The following is a 14,870-nucleotide window of genomic DNA, read 5'->3' on the forward strand; positions in this document are numbered from 1 at the left end:
AACGTCAGCGATCAGGCTGTTCCCTAGCCTGCTTTCCGGCGCCAGAGGGCTCGGCCTTGGCCGTCTCGCGCCGGCGGTCCTTGTAGAGCTCGACGCTCAGGTGGCGCAGGATGGCCTGCTCCGGAGCCGTCCCGCTCGTCCGCCGGCCGGCCACCGCACGCTGCGCGTCCCGCTGGATGCGGGCCTTGTCGATGTCACCCATGACCGACTCCCTTCTCGCTCTCCCAGCACACGTCGTCGCGGATGCCGCCCGACAGGGCTGAAGGACCCGTCCGCGGGGGACCTGACGGCCCTGTCGGCCCCGACGCCGGCCGCGGACGATTGGCGGCAGGAGCCGATCGAGACAAGGAAAGGCCATGATCGCCGAGAAGCGCTGGAGCGTCGAGATCTTCATCGACGAGAACGACACCGAGCGGACCACCCACGCGGAGGCCCGGCTGCACACGAACGACAAGACGCACCTGGTCGGCCGGGGTTCGGCCCGGCGGAACCCGAAGGATCCCGACATCGCCGAGATCGGCGACGAGTTGGCGGTCGCGCGGGCGCTGTCCAACCTGGCGTACGAGTTGATCCACGCCGCGGCGTCCGACATCGAGCAGATCACCCAGCAGCACGTCCGGCTGCACAGCTGACGTTCTGCCGGGGCTGAGGGCCGGAGAGGAGGCCGCTGTCGTGCTGGACACCGTGACCACGGCACAGGTGCTGTCGGCATCGCACCTGGGCAAACGGTTCGGCGACCGGGTCGCCGTTGACGACGTCAGCTTCGAGGTGGCGCCGGGGGAGACCTACGGCCTGCTCGGGCCGAACGGAGCCGGCAAGACGACCACGATCCGCCTGGTCTGCGGCCTGCTGCGCGCGGACCGGGGCGAGGTGCGGGTCGCCGGCCGTCCGCTCGGGACGACCGCGACCTCGGCCAAGAGGTACATCGGGTACGTCCCGCAGGACATCGCGCTCTACCCGGATCTGACCGCCCGCGAGAACCTCAGCTTCTTCGGCCGCCTGTACGGCCTGCGGGGCCGGGCACTCAGTCGTCGGGTGGGTAAGGTGCTCGACCTGATCGGGCTCTCGGAACGCGGCGGCGACCGGGTCGAGTCGTTCTCCGGCGGGATGAAGCGGCGCCTCAACATCGGCGCCGGGCTGTTGCACGAGCCGACCCTGCTGGTGCTCGACGAGCCCACCGTGGGCGTGGATCCGCAGAGTCGCCACGCCGTGATGGAGAGCGTGCGGTCGTTCGGCGCCGCCGGCATGGCGGTGCTCTACACCACGCACTACATGGAGGAGGCCGAGCGGCTGTGCGATCGGGTCGGCATCATCGACCATGGCCGGTTGATTGCCGAGGGCACCCGTCGGGAGCTGGTCGCCGAGCTCGGCGAGCGCGATCGGATCACGCTGTCCGCGGCCGGTGACCTGGCCGTGCTGGCCGATCGCCTCCGCAGGCTGGACGGCGTGGACCGCGCCGACGTGAAGGACGGCCAGGTCCAGGTGCTCGCCGGTGAGGCTCGCCGGCTGCTGCCCGGCGTCCTGGAGACGGCCGAACGGTCCGGTCTGTCGGTGCGGTCGGTGGAGGTCGACGAGCCTGATCTCGAGGCGGTCTTCCTCCATCTGACCGGTACGGCGTTGCGGGAGTGATCATGCTCGCCGCCGTCGTGATCGCCGCGAAGGATCTTCGCCAGCGCTTCCGGGACCGGTCCGCCCTGATCCTGGGGTTCGTCGCACCGGTGGCAGTGGCGGCGCTGATGAGTTTCGCCTTCTCCTCCGTGGAGTCCTTCCACGCCGACCTCGCGCTGGCCGACAACGACCGGGGCCAGATCGCTGTGGCCCTGCGCACGGCGCTGACCAGCCCCGAGGTCTCCGACATCCTGACGATCCGGGAGGTACCCGATGAGGGGACGGCCCGGAGGATGGTGGACGACGGCGACGTCGGCGCCGGCCTTGTCGTGCCGGCGGGCTTCAGCGCCGCGGCAGTCGGCGACGAGCCGATCGGTCTGCTGGTGCTGGCGAATCCGGACGAGCCGCTGCAGGCGCAGGTGGCCCGGGCAATCGCCGACGCGTACGTCGCGCAGCTCAACGCCGACCGGCTCGCGGTGCACACCGCTCTCGCGGCAGGCGTACCTCGCAGCCGCGCGGCGGAGCTGGCAACCGCGGTGGCGGGCCTCGAGCTGCCCGAGTCGGTCCAGGAACAGCCGACGGGTTACCGGCAGCTCACGACCGCGAGTTACTACGCGCCGGCGATGGGGATCATGTTCGTCCTGTTCGCGGTCGGGTTCACCGCGCGAAGCTACTTCACCGAGCAACGGACGGGAACCCTCGAACGGATCGGCGCCGCGCCGCTGGGCCGGGGCGTTGTCCTGCTGGGCAAGTCCCTCGCGGCCTTCGTCTACAGCGTGGTGAGTCTGGGAACCCTCGCAGTCGTGACATCGGTGGCGTTCGACGCCGAATGGGGACCGCCGATTCCGGCCGCGGCGTTGATCCTGGCGATGTCAGCGGTCCTGGTGGCGCTGACGGCGCTGGTCGTGGCCGCCGCGCGGACCGAGCGGCAGGCAGAGGGGCTGGCGACGATCGTCACCTTCGTCCTGCTCCTGCTCGGCGGCAACTTCGTTCTGCTGAGTCAGGCGCCGGAGGTGTTGCGCAGGCTCGCTCTGCTGACGCCCAACGGCTGGGCGCTGCGCGGATTCACCGACCTCGCCACCGGCGCCACGGCGACCAGTGCCGTGGTACCGGTCCTCGTCATCCTCGGGATGGCGGCGGCATTCGCCGCGCTGGCCGCCGTCGTCGGGCGCTGGAGGGCACCATGACCGCCGCCTTGGCAGTGGCCGGCGCGTCGCTGCGCCGGATGCTGCGCGACCGCACCGCGCTGTTCTTCATCGTGGTGCTGCCTGTCCTGATCATCACTGTGATCGGGACGGTGGTGCAGAATCCAGGCGGGTTCCGAATCGGCGTGCCGGCCGGGAATCTGTCGGGTGAGCCGCTCAGCTCGAGTCTGGTGGACGAGCTGAAGACGGTCGGCCCACTGCACACGATGACCGACGAGCCGACCGCCCGTACGGCGCTGCGCCGTGCCGAGCTCGATGCGGTCGTGCTGATCCCTGCGGGCCTCGACGCCCGCTTGCTGAACGGCGACGAGGTGGCGATCCCGGTGCTGGCCGGCGGCGCCGAGTCGACGCAGGCCGCCGTACGGTCGGCGGTGGCCGCGGCGGTGGCCCGGCACGCCGAACGGATCCAGGCAGCGGCCTTCGCCGCCCGCGAGACGGGGACGACGACCGCACAGCAGTTGCCCCGGGCAACGGCGGTGCAGGCCGTCACGCCGCGGATCGTGATCACCAGTGAGAACGTCGCGACCGGGAGCGACTACCTGCCGCTCGGCTTCAGCTACAGCGCGCCGACGATGCTCGTCCTGTTCGTCTTCATCAACGCGCTGGCGGGCGGGGCCTCGATCGTGCAGACGCGACAGCTCGGGATCTATCACCGGGCGCAGGCAGCGCCGATCCGGACCCGGAGCCTCGTGCTGGGTGAGACCTTGTGCTACCTGGTGTTCTCGTTGCTGCAGTCGGTCCTGATCGTCGCGGTCGGCGCGCTGCTGTTCGGGGTGAGCTGGGGCGACCCGCTGGCGGCCGTCGTACTGATCGGGACGTGGGCGCTGGTCGGAACGGGAGCGGGCATGCTCAGCGGTGCGCTCTTCAAGACGCCGGACCAGGCGGGCGCGATCGGTCCGGTCATCGGGATCGCGTTCGCCATGCTCGGCGGCTGCATGTGGCCGCTCGAGATCGTCCCGAACGCGGTCCGCGCGCTCGGCCACGTGACCCCGCACGCCTGGGCGGTGGACGCCTGGATCACCGTGCTGTCCCGGGACGGCGGCGTCGCGGACATCGCCTCCGAGCTCGCCGTTCTCGCCGGCTTCGCCTTCGCCATGCTCGCCCTGGCCTCCGCCGTCCACCAACGCCGACTGACGAGTTGACCGCACCAGCCCGTCGCCCACACGGCGGGGCTCAGCAATACGCAGTCGCCGTCGTACCGCAGGCGGGCAGAGCAGTCGGCCCACGGGCCCGAGTAGGGCCCAAGGTCCCTAGGTGTGATGCGTCACGCGTCGCAGTTCCGATCCTGCCGAGTGTGCTTGGTCCGCGGGATCGAGACGATCGTCCAGGCGGCGGTGAAGAGCACCACGAGGGTGACTCGGACGGTCTCGGACAGGTCGCTCGTCCACACCGCGGTGGCCAGCACCCAGGGGAAGCCGAGCAGCCAGACACCCAGCTCCATGACGAGCGGCAGGTCGCGGATCCAGGTCTCGACGTCGTCCAGCCGGTCCGCCCCGAGGAACAGGTAGAACGCCATCCACAGGCCGACCATCAAGAGCAGCCAGAGCCTCGAGCCGGTGGTGGTTGCCCGGTGTTCGGCAGTGTCGGGCGATGTCGTCACTTGGTTGGACATGATGCCTCCCAGCAACTGGAGTGCGGCGGCAGGTGCCGCCACGGTCGCCTTCAGCGTCGGTCGGCCGGGATCAGCGCACATGGGCCGTACGTCCCGAAGTGGGAGGATCTTGTCAGGCGGACAGGACGCGAAGGTCCTTTCCGATGACGCCGTCGACGCCGAGGCGGTGCGCGTCGGCGAGGTCGGCGCCGGTGTCCACCGGCCAGGTGAAGACCACTTCGGCATGCTGCCGTAGCTCGGTGACGATGTCCGGCGTCAGGAGGCGCCGGTGGACGCAGACGCCGTACGCCGGCCGGACACGCAGGCGGGATCGTAACCGGCGCAGGCCGCGACGGCTCCCGGCTGACAGGACCAGCCGGACGTTGGCGAGGTCGCGGAACGCGGCGAGCATCCACCAGTGCTGAGTGCAGACGGTGACCGGGAGGTCTGGCGCGACCTCGGCGAGGACGGTCGCGAGCCGGGCGGCGAGGCGGGGATGAACGCCCTTGAGGTCGAGCAGCAGCCGGGGATCGCCGTCGGCCGCTGCCAGCACCTCGCGGATCTCCAGTAGCGGCGCGTTCCGGCGGACGAACTCGCCGCGGTCCCACAGCCACCACGGACCGAAGGTCTTGTGGTGCCGCACCTCGAGGCGGCCGCGGTACGCGTGGATGTCGGCCTCGACCAGATCGGCGCCGAGGTCGAGTGCCGAGCGGAGGGTCTCGAGGTCGTTGCCCGCGCGGTGCGCGATCAGCAGCCGGCGGTTCACGACGTACCTGGCCGGGGTTCGGTGAACCAGCCACGCCAGCGCAGGAAGAGGCAGCTGCCGCCCACGAGGAGGGCGGGAACCCAGTACAGCAAGGCGGTCAGCGCGACGGCGCCGAACGCGGCGGTCCACGACACGCCGATCGACGCCAGTCCGGCGACCAGGGCGCCGTCACGTGGACTTGCGCCGTGGACGCCGGGCAGCACGCCGGCGAGCTGGCTGGCTCCGAAGATCGCGACCAGTTGGATCGCAGACACGGTCCCGCCCACCGCGTGGATGGCTCCGACCAGGAGAGCGAGGATCGTGGCCTGGTAACCGATCGACAGCAGAACGCCGATCGCGAACACCCTCGGTGACGGCCAAGGCCAGCGACCGGCCAGACCGGGGCGTCGGCGGCGTACGATGATCGCGACCGCGAGCACGAGAGCCGCCGCGCCGAGAGCGATCGCCAGCACCAGTGGGGGGAGCGTCACTCCGGTGACCACCACCGCGGCGACGAGTCCGACCGCTCCGACGAATCTGTCGAGGGCGACCTCGGCAACGGCCGACGTCCGCCGCAGGCCGACCGTCTCCAGGCGGTGCACGCGCCAGAGGTCAGCGCCCGCGTGCCATGGCGAGATGAGGCCGAGAACCTCACTCTCCGCGTACGCGCGCAGATGCCAGCGCCGCGACTGTCCGCCGGCCGACAGAGCGTGCCAGCGCAGCGGGCACAACACGTACTTGCCGATGGCGAATGGCAGCAGGCCGGCGAGGGCAGGCAGCACTGCTGTGTGCGGAACGCGATCGACGTTCCACAGTGAGAAAGCAACCGCGGCCACGAGAGCAGTGATCTGAAGTGCACGATGTGTGACGATTGTGTGCGCGACGCGCGCTATGTGCCCTGGGAGTTGGTGCACGAGAGGGTCCTTCCACCACAGCGATCGGTGCCGGCACCGGGGGCTGTGCCGATCGACCGCTTGCCTCGACGGTAACCGCCGTACGCAACGTGCGCATCTCGACGCTCGTCCTGTGGACCTTGGTCCCGGTCGTGGGGGGACATTGCCCATTGGCGAATCCGGGCAGCTCGGCGACGCTGGGATGACGAGGGGGTGCGGGTATGGCCGTCGAGAGCCGAACGTTCCAGGTCCGCGTTGCCCGCCGGACCGCGCAGTTCGCCACTGAGGTGGCGCTGATCACGACTGCGATCGTGCTGTACTTCGTTGTCCGTGGGCTGATTCACACTCGGATCGATGCCGCCTTCCGGAATGCCGAGTACGTCGTGGAGCTCGAGCGTCTCGGGGGACTGTTCATCGAGCCGGAGCTGCAGGCCGCCGTCGCCGGGCACGGGTGGCTGGTCGACGCGGCCAGCTACTTCTACATCTACGGGCACTGGCCGGTGGTGCTGACCACATTGGTGTGGCTGCTGATCAGGCATCGGCAGGCGTATCGGACGGTCCGCAACGCGATCCTCATCTCCGGGGCGATCGGGCTGGTGATCTTCGCGACCTTCCCGGTCGCGCCGCCGCGTTTCCTACCGGCCTACGGCTTCGTCGACACGGTGACCGAGCAGACGTCGGCGTACCGGGTGTTGCAGCCGCCCGCGTTCGTGAACCAGTACGCCGCCGTACCGAGCCTGCACTTCGGCTGGAACCTGCTGATGGGGATCGCGATCGCCACCCTGGCCGGCCACTGGGTCATGCGCCTGTTCGGCTGGTTGATGCCGCTGGCCATGTTCGCCTCGATCGTCCTGACCGCGAACCACTACCTCTTCGACGGCCTCGCCGGCGGCGTCATCGCCCTGCTGGGCCTGCTGATCGCGTGCGGCCGTACCAAGGGCTTCTTGTCCACCGCCGAGAGTCGAAGGTCCGCTCGTTCCGATTCGTAGGCCCCTGCTGCGCGGACGTGGGTTTGCGGTGTCGTGGAGGTGGAGAAGGAACGGCGCCGCCCCCCGCGGTGCCGGCCGACTCCCCGAGACCGGTCCGGCCGGGCGCGCGCCCGGCCGAGCCGGTTCGCAACGAGGAGGGGAAGAACCGTGATGAGACGCGTGGTGATCCTGGGAGCCGGCACCGCCGGTACGACGATCGCCAACAAGCTCCGGCGGCGGCTGGCGTTCGGCGAGTGGCAGATCACCGTGATCGACCGCGACAGCGAGCACCTGTACCAGCCGGGGCTTTTGTTCATACCGTTCGGCCAGGGCACGGCCGCCGATGTGCTGAGACCGCGCCGGAGTCTGTTGCCGAGGGGCGTCCAGTTGCTGACCGCGGAGATCGCGGCGGTGGATCCGGAGCGCAAGGTCGTCCAGCTGAGCGACGGGGGAGCGGTGGCGTACGACTACCTCGTCATCGCGACCGGCACCAGTTCCCGTCCTGACCAGACTCCCGGGCTGCTCGGGACCGAGTGGCGCAAGAGCATCCACGACTTCTACACCTACGAGGGCGCGCTCGCGCTCCGAGAGGCGCTGGACGCCTTCCCGGGCGGGCGGCTCCTGGTGCACGTCGTCGACCAGCCGATCAAGTGCCCGGTCGCGCCGCTGGAGTTCACGTTCCTGGCCGAGTCCTACTTCCGTGCCAACGCGATGCGCGACCAGGTCGAGCTCGTCTACGTCACGCCGCTCGACGCCGCGTTCACCAAACCGATCGCGGCGCGGTACCTCGGCCGGCTGCTGACGGAGCGGAAGATCGTTGTCGAGACCGACTTCCTGGTCGAGCGAGTCGACGCCGAGCGCAAGACGCTGGTCAGCTACGACGAGCGCGAGATCGGGTACGACCTGCTGGTCACCGTGCCGCTGAACATGGGCGCCGCCTTCGTCGGCGCGTCCGGGCTGGGCGACGAGCTGAACTACGTGCCGGTCGACAAGCACACCCTGCAGTCGCTCGCCCATCCGGACATCTTCGCCGTTGGCGACGCCAACGACCTGCCGACCTCCAAGGCCGGCTCGGTCGCGCACTTCTCCAGCGAGATCTTCGTGGCGAACTTCTGCCAGTACGTCGAGGGGTGCGCGATGACCCACCATTTCGACGGGCACGCGAACTGCTTCGTCGAGACTGGCGGCGGCAAGGGACTGCTGATCGACTTCAACTACGACACCGAGCCGCTGCCCGGCCGCTTCCCGCTCGGCCGCTTCGGCCCGTTGGCGCTGCTGCGGGAGACGCGGGCGAACCACTGGGCCAAGGTGGCGTTCCGCTGGATCTACTGGCACCTGCTCGTGCGCGGCCGCCCGCTGCCGGTGCCGGCCCGGATGTCCATGAGCGGCAAACACCGACCGGACGAGGAGGTCCGACCATGACCGTCGTCAGCGTTGGCGACACCCGCATCCACGTCGACTCGGAGGGTTTCCTCACCGAGTACGGCGAGTGGACCGAGGAGCTCGCCGGACAACTGGCAGCGAACATCGGCATCGAGCTCACCGACGAGCACTGGCAGGCGATCCGCTTCCTGCGCGAGGACTACCCGGCCCACGGGGAGACCGCGACGCTGCGGCGGGTGTCGACCCTGGCCGGCATCCCGATCAAACGGCTCTTCGCCCTGTTCCCCAGCAAGCCGGCCAAGAAGATGGCCTACATCGCCGGCCTGCCGAAACCTCGTGGCTGCGTGTGAGAGGAGCACCGTCATGACCACTGCCGAGACCGCGCCGCTGTTCGTCCCGGACTTCGGCGACGAGCTGGCCGAAGGGCGCAAGCTGGCGATCATCTGCTCGAAGGGCAACCTGGACATGGCCTACCCGGGCCTGATCCTGGCGAACGCCGCCCTCGGCGAGGGGGTGGAGACGCATCTGTTCTTCACCTTCTGGGGGTTCGACATGATCACCAAGTCGCGGATGCGCGACCTGAAGTTCACGATGCTCGGCAACACCGCGACGCATCTCCCGCAGGGCCTCGGCGGCCTGCCGGGGATGACCGCGATGGCCACGCACCAGATGAAGAAGCAGATCCACGAGGCCGGAGTTCCCGACGTACCGGAGTTCCTGGAGCAGATCGTCGCCTCCGGCGGCCACCTGTGGGCCTGCCGGATGTCCGCCGACATGATGCACCTGGACGAGTCCGACCTGTACGACGACGTCGAGGGCATCATCAGCGCCGCCGACTTCATCGAGAAGACCGCGGGCGCCCAGCTGCTGTTCATCTGAGCCCCGCCTGCGCCGGCCCGCCGGTGGGTGGCAGTGGTCGCGCAGGTCAGCGGGCCAGGTAGCCGCCGTCGATGTACAGCTCGAGGCCGGTGACGAACGAGGCGTCGTCGCTGGCGAGGTACGCCACTCCGGCTGCGACCTCTTCCGTGCGTCCGAGCCGGCCCATCGGCGTGAGCTGGGTCATCACGTCCCAGAACGGCGTGCCGCGCGCCGCGTCCAGGATCGGGGTGTCGATGAAGCCGGGGTGGATCGAGTTCACCCGGACACCTTCGGTCGCCCAGTGCAGCGCGGCGTTCTTGGTCAGCGTCCGCACCGCGCCCTTCGCGGCGTGGTACGCCGGTGAGGTGCCGAAGCCGCCGCTGGTGCCGAAGATCGAGCTGATGTTGATCACCGACGCGTGCCCGGAGGCTTTCAGGTACGGCGCCGCCGTGCGCATGCCGAGGAAGACACCGGTCTGGTCGACGTCGATCGTGTGCTGCCAGTCCTTGAGCGTGGTCTCCTCGATGGTCGCCAGGTCGCCCAGGCCGGCGTTGTTCACCAGGATGTCGATGCCGCCGAACTGCTCGACGGCGAGGCTGCACACCGTCTCCCAGTCCACCTCGCTCGCGACGTCGTGCCGGGCGAAGAGCGCCCGCGCGCCGGAGTCGCGAAGCGCCTCGGCCACCGCTTCACCGGCGTCCACCGCGATGTCCGTCAGCAGTACCGCGGCGCCTTCCGCGGCGAGCCGCCAAGCGGTCGCCTTGCCGATTCCGCTGGCCGCGCCGGTGATCAGCGCGACCCGACCGTCAAGCCTGCCCATGATGTCCTCCTTCGAACGCGTAGCCGGTAGTCGTCATGAAGCCTTCGTCGAGGCGGTGAGACCGGCGAGCCCGTCGCCGGAGGTCAGGAGGGTGCGGAGGCGGCCGACGAAGCGGGCGGTCGGCGCGCCGTCGACGATGTCGTGGTCGACGCTGACGGTGAGGTGCAGCCACTCGCGGTCGACCAGGCGCCCCTGGCACAGCACGGGGCGGCGGGTGATGCCGCCGATGACGATGCTCAGCGTGTGCAGCTGGAAGGCGATACCCCAGCCGCCGCCGGCGCCGAACATGCCGACAGCCGTGACGCCCACGGTCCCGGCGAGCGCCCGTTGGCGACGCGGGAAGCGATGCAATGATCCCAGCAGGCGCGTCCGGACGAAGGCGGGCAAGAGCAGGTAGGCGTGCACCCAGGGCGCCTTGCCGACCGACGGGCTGAGGTGTGGATCCGCCTTGACCGCGTGAATCTCGTCCTGCAGGTCCCGCACGTCGCGTGCCCCGGCGTCGCGGAGGACATGAGTGAAGGCGAACAGGCTGCCGTCCACGTCGACCTCGATCGGCAGGCCGATGTCGACCTGGTCGAAGATCACTTCGCGACCACGCAGATCGCGATAAGCCTGGACACTTGGGTCGGCGGCGACCGCACGGGCGATGCAGGCGATGACGAACGCCGTGAACGACAGGTCCTCGCCGGTCGAGACCTTGTGCGAACGCAACGCCGACCGTGCCGACGTGACGTCGACCTCGACGAGGCCGTGTACGGCGTGGCGTCGTCCCGCCGCGCGTCCGGCGTCGATGACTAGTCGCCGGACCCAAGGCCTGCGGACGACCTTCGAGTCCGAGTGCGCCATCCGTCCACCTCCACTACCGACCTGCTTCGAGCATCGGTGCGGTGTGACACCCGCCGCACCGGCCGATCGGTCCCTGCGGGCCGGGACTTTCGGCTCTACGGACCGCTGCTGTGGCCGGGGTTTGCTCGACAGGCACACCCGAACCGAGAGAGGCATGCCATGAAAGCAGCAGTCGTAACCGACTTCGAGGCCCCGCTGGAGATCCAGGAGTTGCCCGTTCCCGAGCCTGGCGCCGGCGAGGTGCTGGTGCGGATGGTGACCAGTGGTCTCTGCCACACCGACATCCACGCGGCGCACGGCGACTGGCCCGTGAAGCCCACTCCGCCGTTCGTTCCCGGTCACGAAGGCATTGGCGTGGTGACGAAGCTGGGGGCCGGGGTGACGGCGCGCGCGGTCGGAGACCGGGTCGCGATCGCGTGGCTCGGGTACGCCTGTGGGAAGTGCCGGTACTGCATCGGCGGCTGGGAGACGCTGTGTCTGGAGCAGCACAACTCCGGTTACTCGGTCAACGGGAGCTTCGCCGAGTACGCGGTGGTGTCGGCCGCCTTCGCGACCCCGGTTCCCGACGGGGTGTCCTCGCGGGACGCCGCGCCGCTGACGTGCGCCGGCGTGACGACGTACAAGGCGATCCGGGTCGCCGGCGTTGCGCCGGCCGAGACGGTGGCGATCTTCGGCGTCGGCGGTCTCGGTCACCTGGCCTTGCAGTACGCGCGGATCGCGGGTGGGATCACGATCGGCGTCGACATCGAGGACTCGAAGCTCGAGATGGCCACCGAGCTCGGTGCGGACCACGTCGTGAACGCCGCCACGACCGATCCGGTCGAGGCGATTCAGGCGCTCGGTGGGGCCGACGTCGCGGTCGCGCTGGCGGCGAGTCCGCGGTCGTTCGACCAGGCCTTCCGTTCGCTGCGTCGCGGCGGCCGGCTCGTCTGCGTGGCGCTGCCCGCTGACGACGGTGCCCTGAACCTGCCGATCTTCGACACCGTCCTGAGCGGCAAGAGCGTGATCGGCTCGATCGTCGGCACTCGCAACGACCTCGCGGACGTCTTCGCGCTGCATGCCGCCGGGCGGACGCGGATCATCGCGGTCGACCGCAAGCTCGACGAGGTCAACCAGTCGATCAGCGATGTCCTGTCCGGCGCAATCCCGGCGCGAGTGGTGTTCCAGTTCTGACGGCTTCGTCCGGCCGGGCTTGGTCGAGGGCGATGCCGAGCAACACGCTGTTGTGGTCGAGGACCCGGTCAGGGTGGGCACTGCGATAGAGCCGCGCCGGGGCAGTCAACGGGCCCACCTTGACCGCGGCGTGGCCGCTGGTCCAGCGACGGTCGACGAGGACGTCGAGCGCTGCGGGTCCGACGAAATGATGCCACCAGCGCTTGGCGTCGGCGTCGCCGACGAGCACGGCGAGGCGATGGCCATGCCGCACTGCCTGTACCGGCAGTACGACGCTTGCACCACTACGGGCTGTGTAGCGGATCGCGATCAGGCTTGCGGGCAGCGCCGGCGCGAGTGGGCTGTTCATCAGCCGCAGCACCATTCGGTCCCGCCACCGCACCAAGGTTCCAGCCATATCGACTCCCAGTACTGAGTCTGCCCGGGCTCGGGCAGCCGGACCGGAGGCGTCAGTAGGCCGCTGGTTGTGCTGAAGGTCCCGAGAGATCGGGTACGTCGCCCCTGCCCGACCAGCCGTGCGTCGGACAGGGTCGAGAGTCAGCGTGGTGTGGAGGCGAAGGCGGTGAGTTCGATGGTTGAGCTGTCGGCGGGGGATCGGGGTGCGCTGCTGCGGGCGGCGGTGGCTGCTCCTTCGATGCACAACACACAGCCCTGGCGGTTCCGCTTCCACGGCGGGGCGGTCGAGGTGTACCGGGACCGGTCGCGCGAGCTTCCGGCGGAGGACCCGGACCGGCGGATGCTGTTCGTGTCGCTGGGTGCGGCGATCCTGAACCTGCGCGTCGAGGCGGCGGCCCGCGGCTACGGCTCCCGGGTCCGGCACCTGATGGATCTGCGCCGGCCGGATCTGGTCGCGGTGGTGGAACTCGCTCCGGTGCGCAGCGACCGGCTCGGGCTGCTGGCGCCGTACGTGATCCATCGGCGGTCGAACCGAGGGCCGTTCAGCGCGGAGCGCCTGCCGGCCCAGCTGCGGGCCGAGCTCGGCCTGAGCGCCCGGGTCGAGGGCGCCGAACTGCAGTGGATCGACAAGCCGGGCCGGCGGTGGTGGTTGCGCCTGGCAACCAATGACGCGATGGCGGCCGACGACGAGGACCAGGCGCGGACGGCGGAGCGGCGGCGGTGGGTCGGTGGCGACCGGGCCGCCGACGGGGTTCCGTCGAGTGCGCTCGGTCCACGGGTCGCCGGCGGCAACGCGGTGGTGCGCGAGCTGGCCGCCACTGAGGCCGACCTGGCCCGTCCGGTGGCCGACTTCGAGCCCGAGCCGCAACTTGCGGTGCTGGTGACCCGGCACGACGGACCGATCGAATGGTTGCGCGCCGGACAGGCGCTGGAGCGGGTGCTCCTGGAGGCAACCGCCCGAGGCGTGTCCACGTCGCTGCTCAATCAGGCGATCGAGCACGAGCAGTTGCGTCGCCAGGTCATCGATCCGCTCGGGCCCTGGCTGCGTCCCCAGGCGGTCATTCGCTTCGGCTATGGCGAGGCGGTTGCGGCCACGCCACGGCGTCCGCTCGACGACGTCGTCGTACCGGACGATCGAGCCGGCGCAGACGGGACGGGTGGTCCCGAGCAGCAGGACCTTCGACCCTGACCGGCACCGGCGCGACGCAGGAGTCTGGAGCTGCGGGGAAGAGACCGGCTCGCCGGGATCGGACTGAGAACAGGTGACCACAGCGTCACAAGATCCGCCGTCATCAAGACGGATCCGGTCCGGCGGGCCGGTCCTCTGCATCGTCGAACCAGGACCGAGGAGGATTCCATGAGCGCCGTGAAGGAGCGTTCGGGAGAGCAGTGGGTGCTCATGCAGGCACGCCGGCTGGGGTTCGGCCGGAACCCGCTGCGACGCCCGGTCGACCGGGTCGAGTCCGTCGTGCTGTGGTGCGCGCTGATCGCCGGGCTGCTGCTGATCCCGGTCGGCGCGGCCGCCGGGACGTCGTACCGGAACTCCAGCGACGCGGCGGCAGCCGCGAAGCGGGCGGTGCTGCACGAGGTGACGGCGCGGGCCGTGGAGGGAACCGAACGCCACGTGCCGTCCGCGCCCGGTGACACGCTCTCGCACGTGCGGATCGCCTACGTCGACCAGCGCGGTGTCGAGCGTGAAGGCATCACGAGTGTCGTGATCGGTACGAAGGCCGGAGACGAGGTACCGGTCTGGCTCGACAAGGAAGGTGACGTCGTCCCCGCGCCGCGCTCCGGTCTGGACAGCGCCGCGGTCGGCAGCATGATCGGCATGTTCGTCATCGCCGGATCCTGGCTGGCGCTGTGGGGTCTGGTCCGGCTGGCCCGGATTCCGCTGGACCGCCGCCGGGCCCGGGACTGGGCGAGCGAGTGGGACTCGGTCGCCCCGCGCTGGATGCGCTAGACCGCCGGAGCCGGCCCGCGGACGGGCCGGCTCTTGGATTGCGTGTTCACCTGCGGTGGGCGATGCGGTCCATCGCGGCCCGTACGTCGGTCTCGGTCGGTTGCGGCGAGAACACGTCCCAGGCGTGGAAGGCCACGCCGATCCCCCAGCCGAAGATCGGGAAGACCGGCCAGAAGAACTCCACGCCGGTCATGAACCAGATGACCACCAGGAAGGTGTTCACCGTCAGGTAGGCGAGGAGATGTCCGGTGAACTCCCGGCGCCGCCGGAGCTCCCCCACCGCCTGCTCGCGCAACGAGTCCTTGGTCTGGATCGGATCCAGTGGTTGCTCGTCCATGACTGCCTCCTTCTTCGTCACTTCCACCGTCGTGCGGCGCTCTGCGGCCCCCTAGAGCCGTCGGTCCCGTCCTGCGGGTGCCGAGTG

Annotated in this window: 19 protein-coding genes; 11 read left to right on the top strand and 8 right to left on the bottom strand. The window is 70.0% G+C overall.

The window, feature by feature from the left end; translation table 11 throughout:
* Positions 1 to 4: 4 nt before the first annotated feature.
* Positions 5 to 202 (bottom strand): hypothetical protein, encoded by a 198-nt coding sequence (locus tag ACWCOV_RS25530; protein ID WP_449831822.1) that lies wholly within the window; start codon positions 200 to 202, stop codon positions 5 to 7.
* A 154-nt stretch (positions 203 to 356) separates the two neighbouring features.
* Here ACWCOV_RS25530 and ACWCOV_RS25535 point away from each other — a divergent pair, with 154 nt between their 5' ends.
* The 4 genes from ACWCOV_RS25535 to ACWCOV_RS25550 are packed head-to-tail and all read left to right on the top strand — an operon-like array spanning position 357 to position 3,955.
* Positions 357 to 632, top strand: coding sequence for a DUF1876 domain-containing protein (locus tag ACWCOV_RS25535; protein WP_449831823.1), 276 nt, complete (start codon positions 357 to 359; stop codon positions 630 to 632).
* A gap of 40 nt (positions 633 to 672) precedes the next feature.
* Positions 673 to 1,629, top strand: coding sequence for an ATP-binding cassette domain-containing protein (locus tag ACWCOV_RS25540; RefSeq protein ID WP_449831824.1), 957 nt, complete (start codon positions 673 to 675; stop codon positions 1,627 to 1,629).
* A gap of 2 nt (positions 1,630 to 1,631) precedes the next feature.
* Entirely contained in the window at positions 1,632 to 2,795 is a 1,164-nt protein-coding gene (locus ACWCOV_RS25545) for an ABC transporter permease (RefSeq protein ID WP_449831825.1), read from the top strand.
* Positions 2,792 to 3,955, top strand: a complete 1,164-nt coding sequence (locus tag ACWCOV_RS25550) for an ABC transporter permease (protein WP_449831826.1) — start codon at positions 2,792 to 2,794, stop codon at positions 3,953 to 3,955. The genes ACWCOV_RS25545 and ACWCOV_RS25550 overlap by 4 nt, the downstream gene beginning before the upstream one ends.
* Before the next feature lie 122 nt (positions 3,956 to 4,077).
* Here the strand turns inward: ACWCOV_RS25550 and ACWCOV_RS25555 are convergent, their stop codons facing one another.
* The 3 genes from ACWCOV_RS25555 to ACWCOV_RS25565 form a co-directional block, all read right to left on the bottom strand.
* Positions 4,078 to 4,425: a hypothetical protein gene (locus ACWCOV_RS25555; RefSeq protein WP_449831827.1), complete on the bottom strand. Its 348-nt coding sequence runs from the start codon at positions 4,423 to 4,425 to the stop codon at positions 4,078 to 4,080.
* Between the two features lie 112 nt (positions 4,426 to 4,537).
* The gene (locus ACWCOV_RS25560) at positions 4,538 to 5,170 is read right to left on the bottom strand and encodes a glycerophosphodiester phosphodiesterase (protein ID WP_449831828.1); all 633 of its coding nucleotides are present in this window, start codon (positions 5,168 to 5,170) and stop codon (positions 4,538 to 4,540) included.
* The gene (locus tag ACWCOV_RS25565; protein ID WP_449831829.1) at positions 5,167 to 5,985 is read right to left on the bottom strand and encodes a hypothetical protein; all 819 of its coding nucleotides are present in this window, start codon (positions 5,983 to 5,985) and stop codon (positions 5,167 to 5,169) included. Before ACWCOV_RS25565 ends, ACWCOV_RS25560 begins: the two co-directional genes overlap by 4 nt.
* A 278-nt stretch (positions 5,986 to 6,263) precedes the next feature.
* On the opposite strand from ACWCOV_RS25565, the gene ACWCOV_RS25570 reads away from it, so the two are divergent.
* The 4 genes from ACWCOV_RS25570 (at position 6,264) to ACWCOV_RS25585 (ending at position 9,272) form a co-directional block, all read left to right on the top strand.
* Entirely contained in the window at positions 6,264 to 7,031 is a 768-nt protein-coding gene (locus ACWCOV_RS25570) for a phosphatase PAP2 family protein (RefSeq protein ID WP_449831830.1), read from the top strand.
* Positions 7,032 to 7,181: 150 nt separating this feature from the next.
* Entirely contained in the window at positions 7,182 to 8,432 is a 1,251-nt protein-coding gene (sqr, locus tag ACWCOV_RS25575; protein WP_449831831.1) for a type III sulfide quinone reductase, selenoprotein subtype, read from the top strand.
* Positions 8,429 to 8,743, top strand: coding sequence for a TusE/DsrC/DsvC family sulfur relay protein (locus tag ACWCOV_RS25580; protein ID WP_449831832.1), 315 nt, complete (start codon positions 8,429 to 8,431; stop codon positions 8,741 to 8,743). Before sqr ends, ACWCOV_RS25580 begins: the two co-directional genes overlap by 4 nt.
* Positions 8,744 to 8,756: 13 nt before the next feature.
* The gene (locus tag ACWCOV_RS25585) at positions 8,757 to 9,272 is read left to right on the top strand and encodes a DsrE/DsrF/DrsH-like family protein (protein WP_449831833.1); all 516 of its coding nucleotides are present in this window, start codon (positions 8,757 to 8,759) and stop codon (positions 9,270 to 9,272) included.
* 46 nt (positions 9,273 to 9,318) lie between these two features.
* On the opposite strand, the gene ACWCOV_RS25590 is transcribed toward ACWCOV_RS25585, so the two are convergent.
* Together ACWCOV_RS25590 and ACWCOV_RS25595 are read right to left on the bottom strand one after the other, a co-directional pair.
* Positions 9,319 to 10,071: an SDR family NAD(P)-dependent oxidoreductase gene (locus tag ACWCOV_RS25590; RefSeq protein WP_449831834.1), complete on the bottom strand. Its 753-nt coding sequence runs from the start codon at positions 10,069 to 10,071 to the stop codon at positions 9,319 to 9,321.
* Positions 10,072 to 10,104: 33 nt separating this feature from the next.
* Positions 10,105 to 10,917 carry a 2-oxo acid dehydrogenase subunit E2 gene (locus ACWCOV_RS25595; RefSeq protein WP_449831835.1) on the bottom strand — a complete coding sequence of 271 codons (813 nt, stop codon included), beginning with the start codon at positions 10,915 to 10,917 and terminating at the stop codon, positions 10,105 to 10,107.
* Positions 10,918 to 11,076: 159 nt separating this feature from the next.
* On the opposite strand from ACWCOV_RS25595, the gene ACWCOV_RS25600 reads away from it, so the two are divergent.
* Entirely contained in the window at positions 11,077 to 12,090 is a 1,014-nt protein-coding gene (locus tag ACWCOV_RS25600) for a zinc-dependent alcohol dehydrogenase (RefSeq protein ID WP_449831836.1), read from the top strand.
* Here ACWCOV_RS25600 and ACWCOV_RS25605 read toward each other — a convergent pair.
* A complete protein-coding gene (locus ACWCOV_RS25605; protein ID WP_449831837.1) occupies positions 12,038 to 12,454 on the bottom strand; it encodes a hypothetical protein in 417 nt (138 codons plus the stop codon). The two genes, ACWCOV_RS25600 and ACWCOV_RS25605, sit on opposite strands and share 53 nt — an antisense overlap.
* Positions 12,455 to 12,661: 207 nt before the next feature.
* Here ACWCOV_RS25605 and ACWCOV_RS25610 point away from each other — a divergent pair, with 207 nt between their 5' ends.
* Both ACWCOV_RS25610 and ACWCOV_RS25615 read left to right on the top strand, forming a co-directional pair.
* A complete protein-coding gene (locus tag ACWCOV_RS25610; protein WP_449831890.1) occupies positions 12,662 to 13,675 on the top strand; it encodes an Acg family FMN-binding oxidoreductase in 1,014 nt (337 codons plus the stop codon).
* Positions 13,676 to 13,843: 168 nt separating this feature from the next.
* Complete coding sequence (locus ACWCOV_RS25615; RefSeq protein WP_449831838.1) at positions 13,844 to 14,446, top strand: Rv1733c family protein; 603 nt, start codon at positions 13,844 to 13,846, stop codon at positions 14,444 to 14,446.
* A 46-nt stretch (positions 14,447 to 14,492) separates the two neighbouring features.
* Here the strand turns inward: ACWCOV_RS25615 and ACWCOV_RS25620 are convergent, their stop codons facing one another.
* Complete coding sequence (locus ACWCOV_RS25620; RefSeq protein WP_449831839.1) at positions 14,493 to 14,783, bottom strand: 2TM domain-containing protein; 291 nt, start codon at positions 14,781 to 14,783, stop codon at positions 14,493 to 14,495.
* Positions 14,784 to 14,870: the final 87 nt, after the last annotated feature.

It is taken from the genome of Kribbella sp. NPDC002412 (assembly GCF_053592935.1).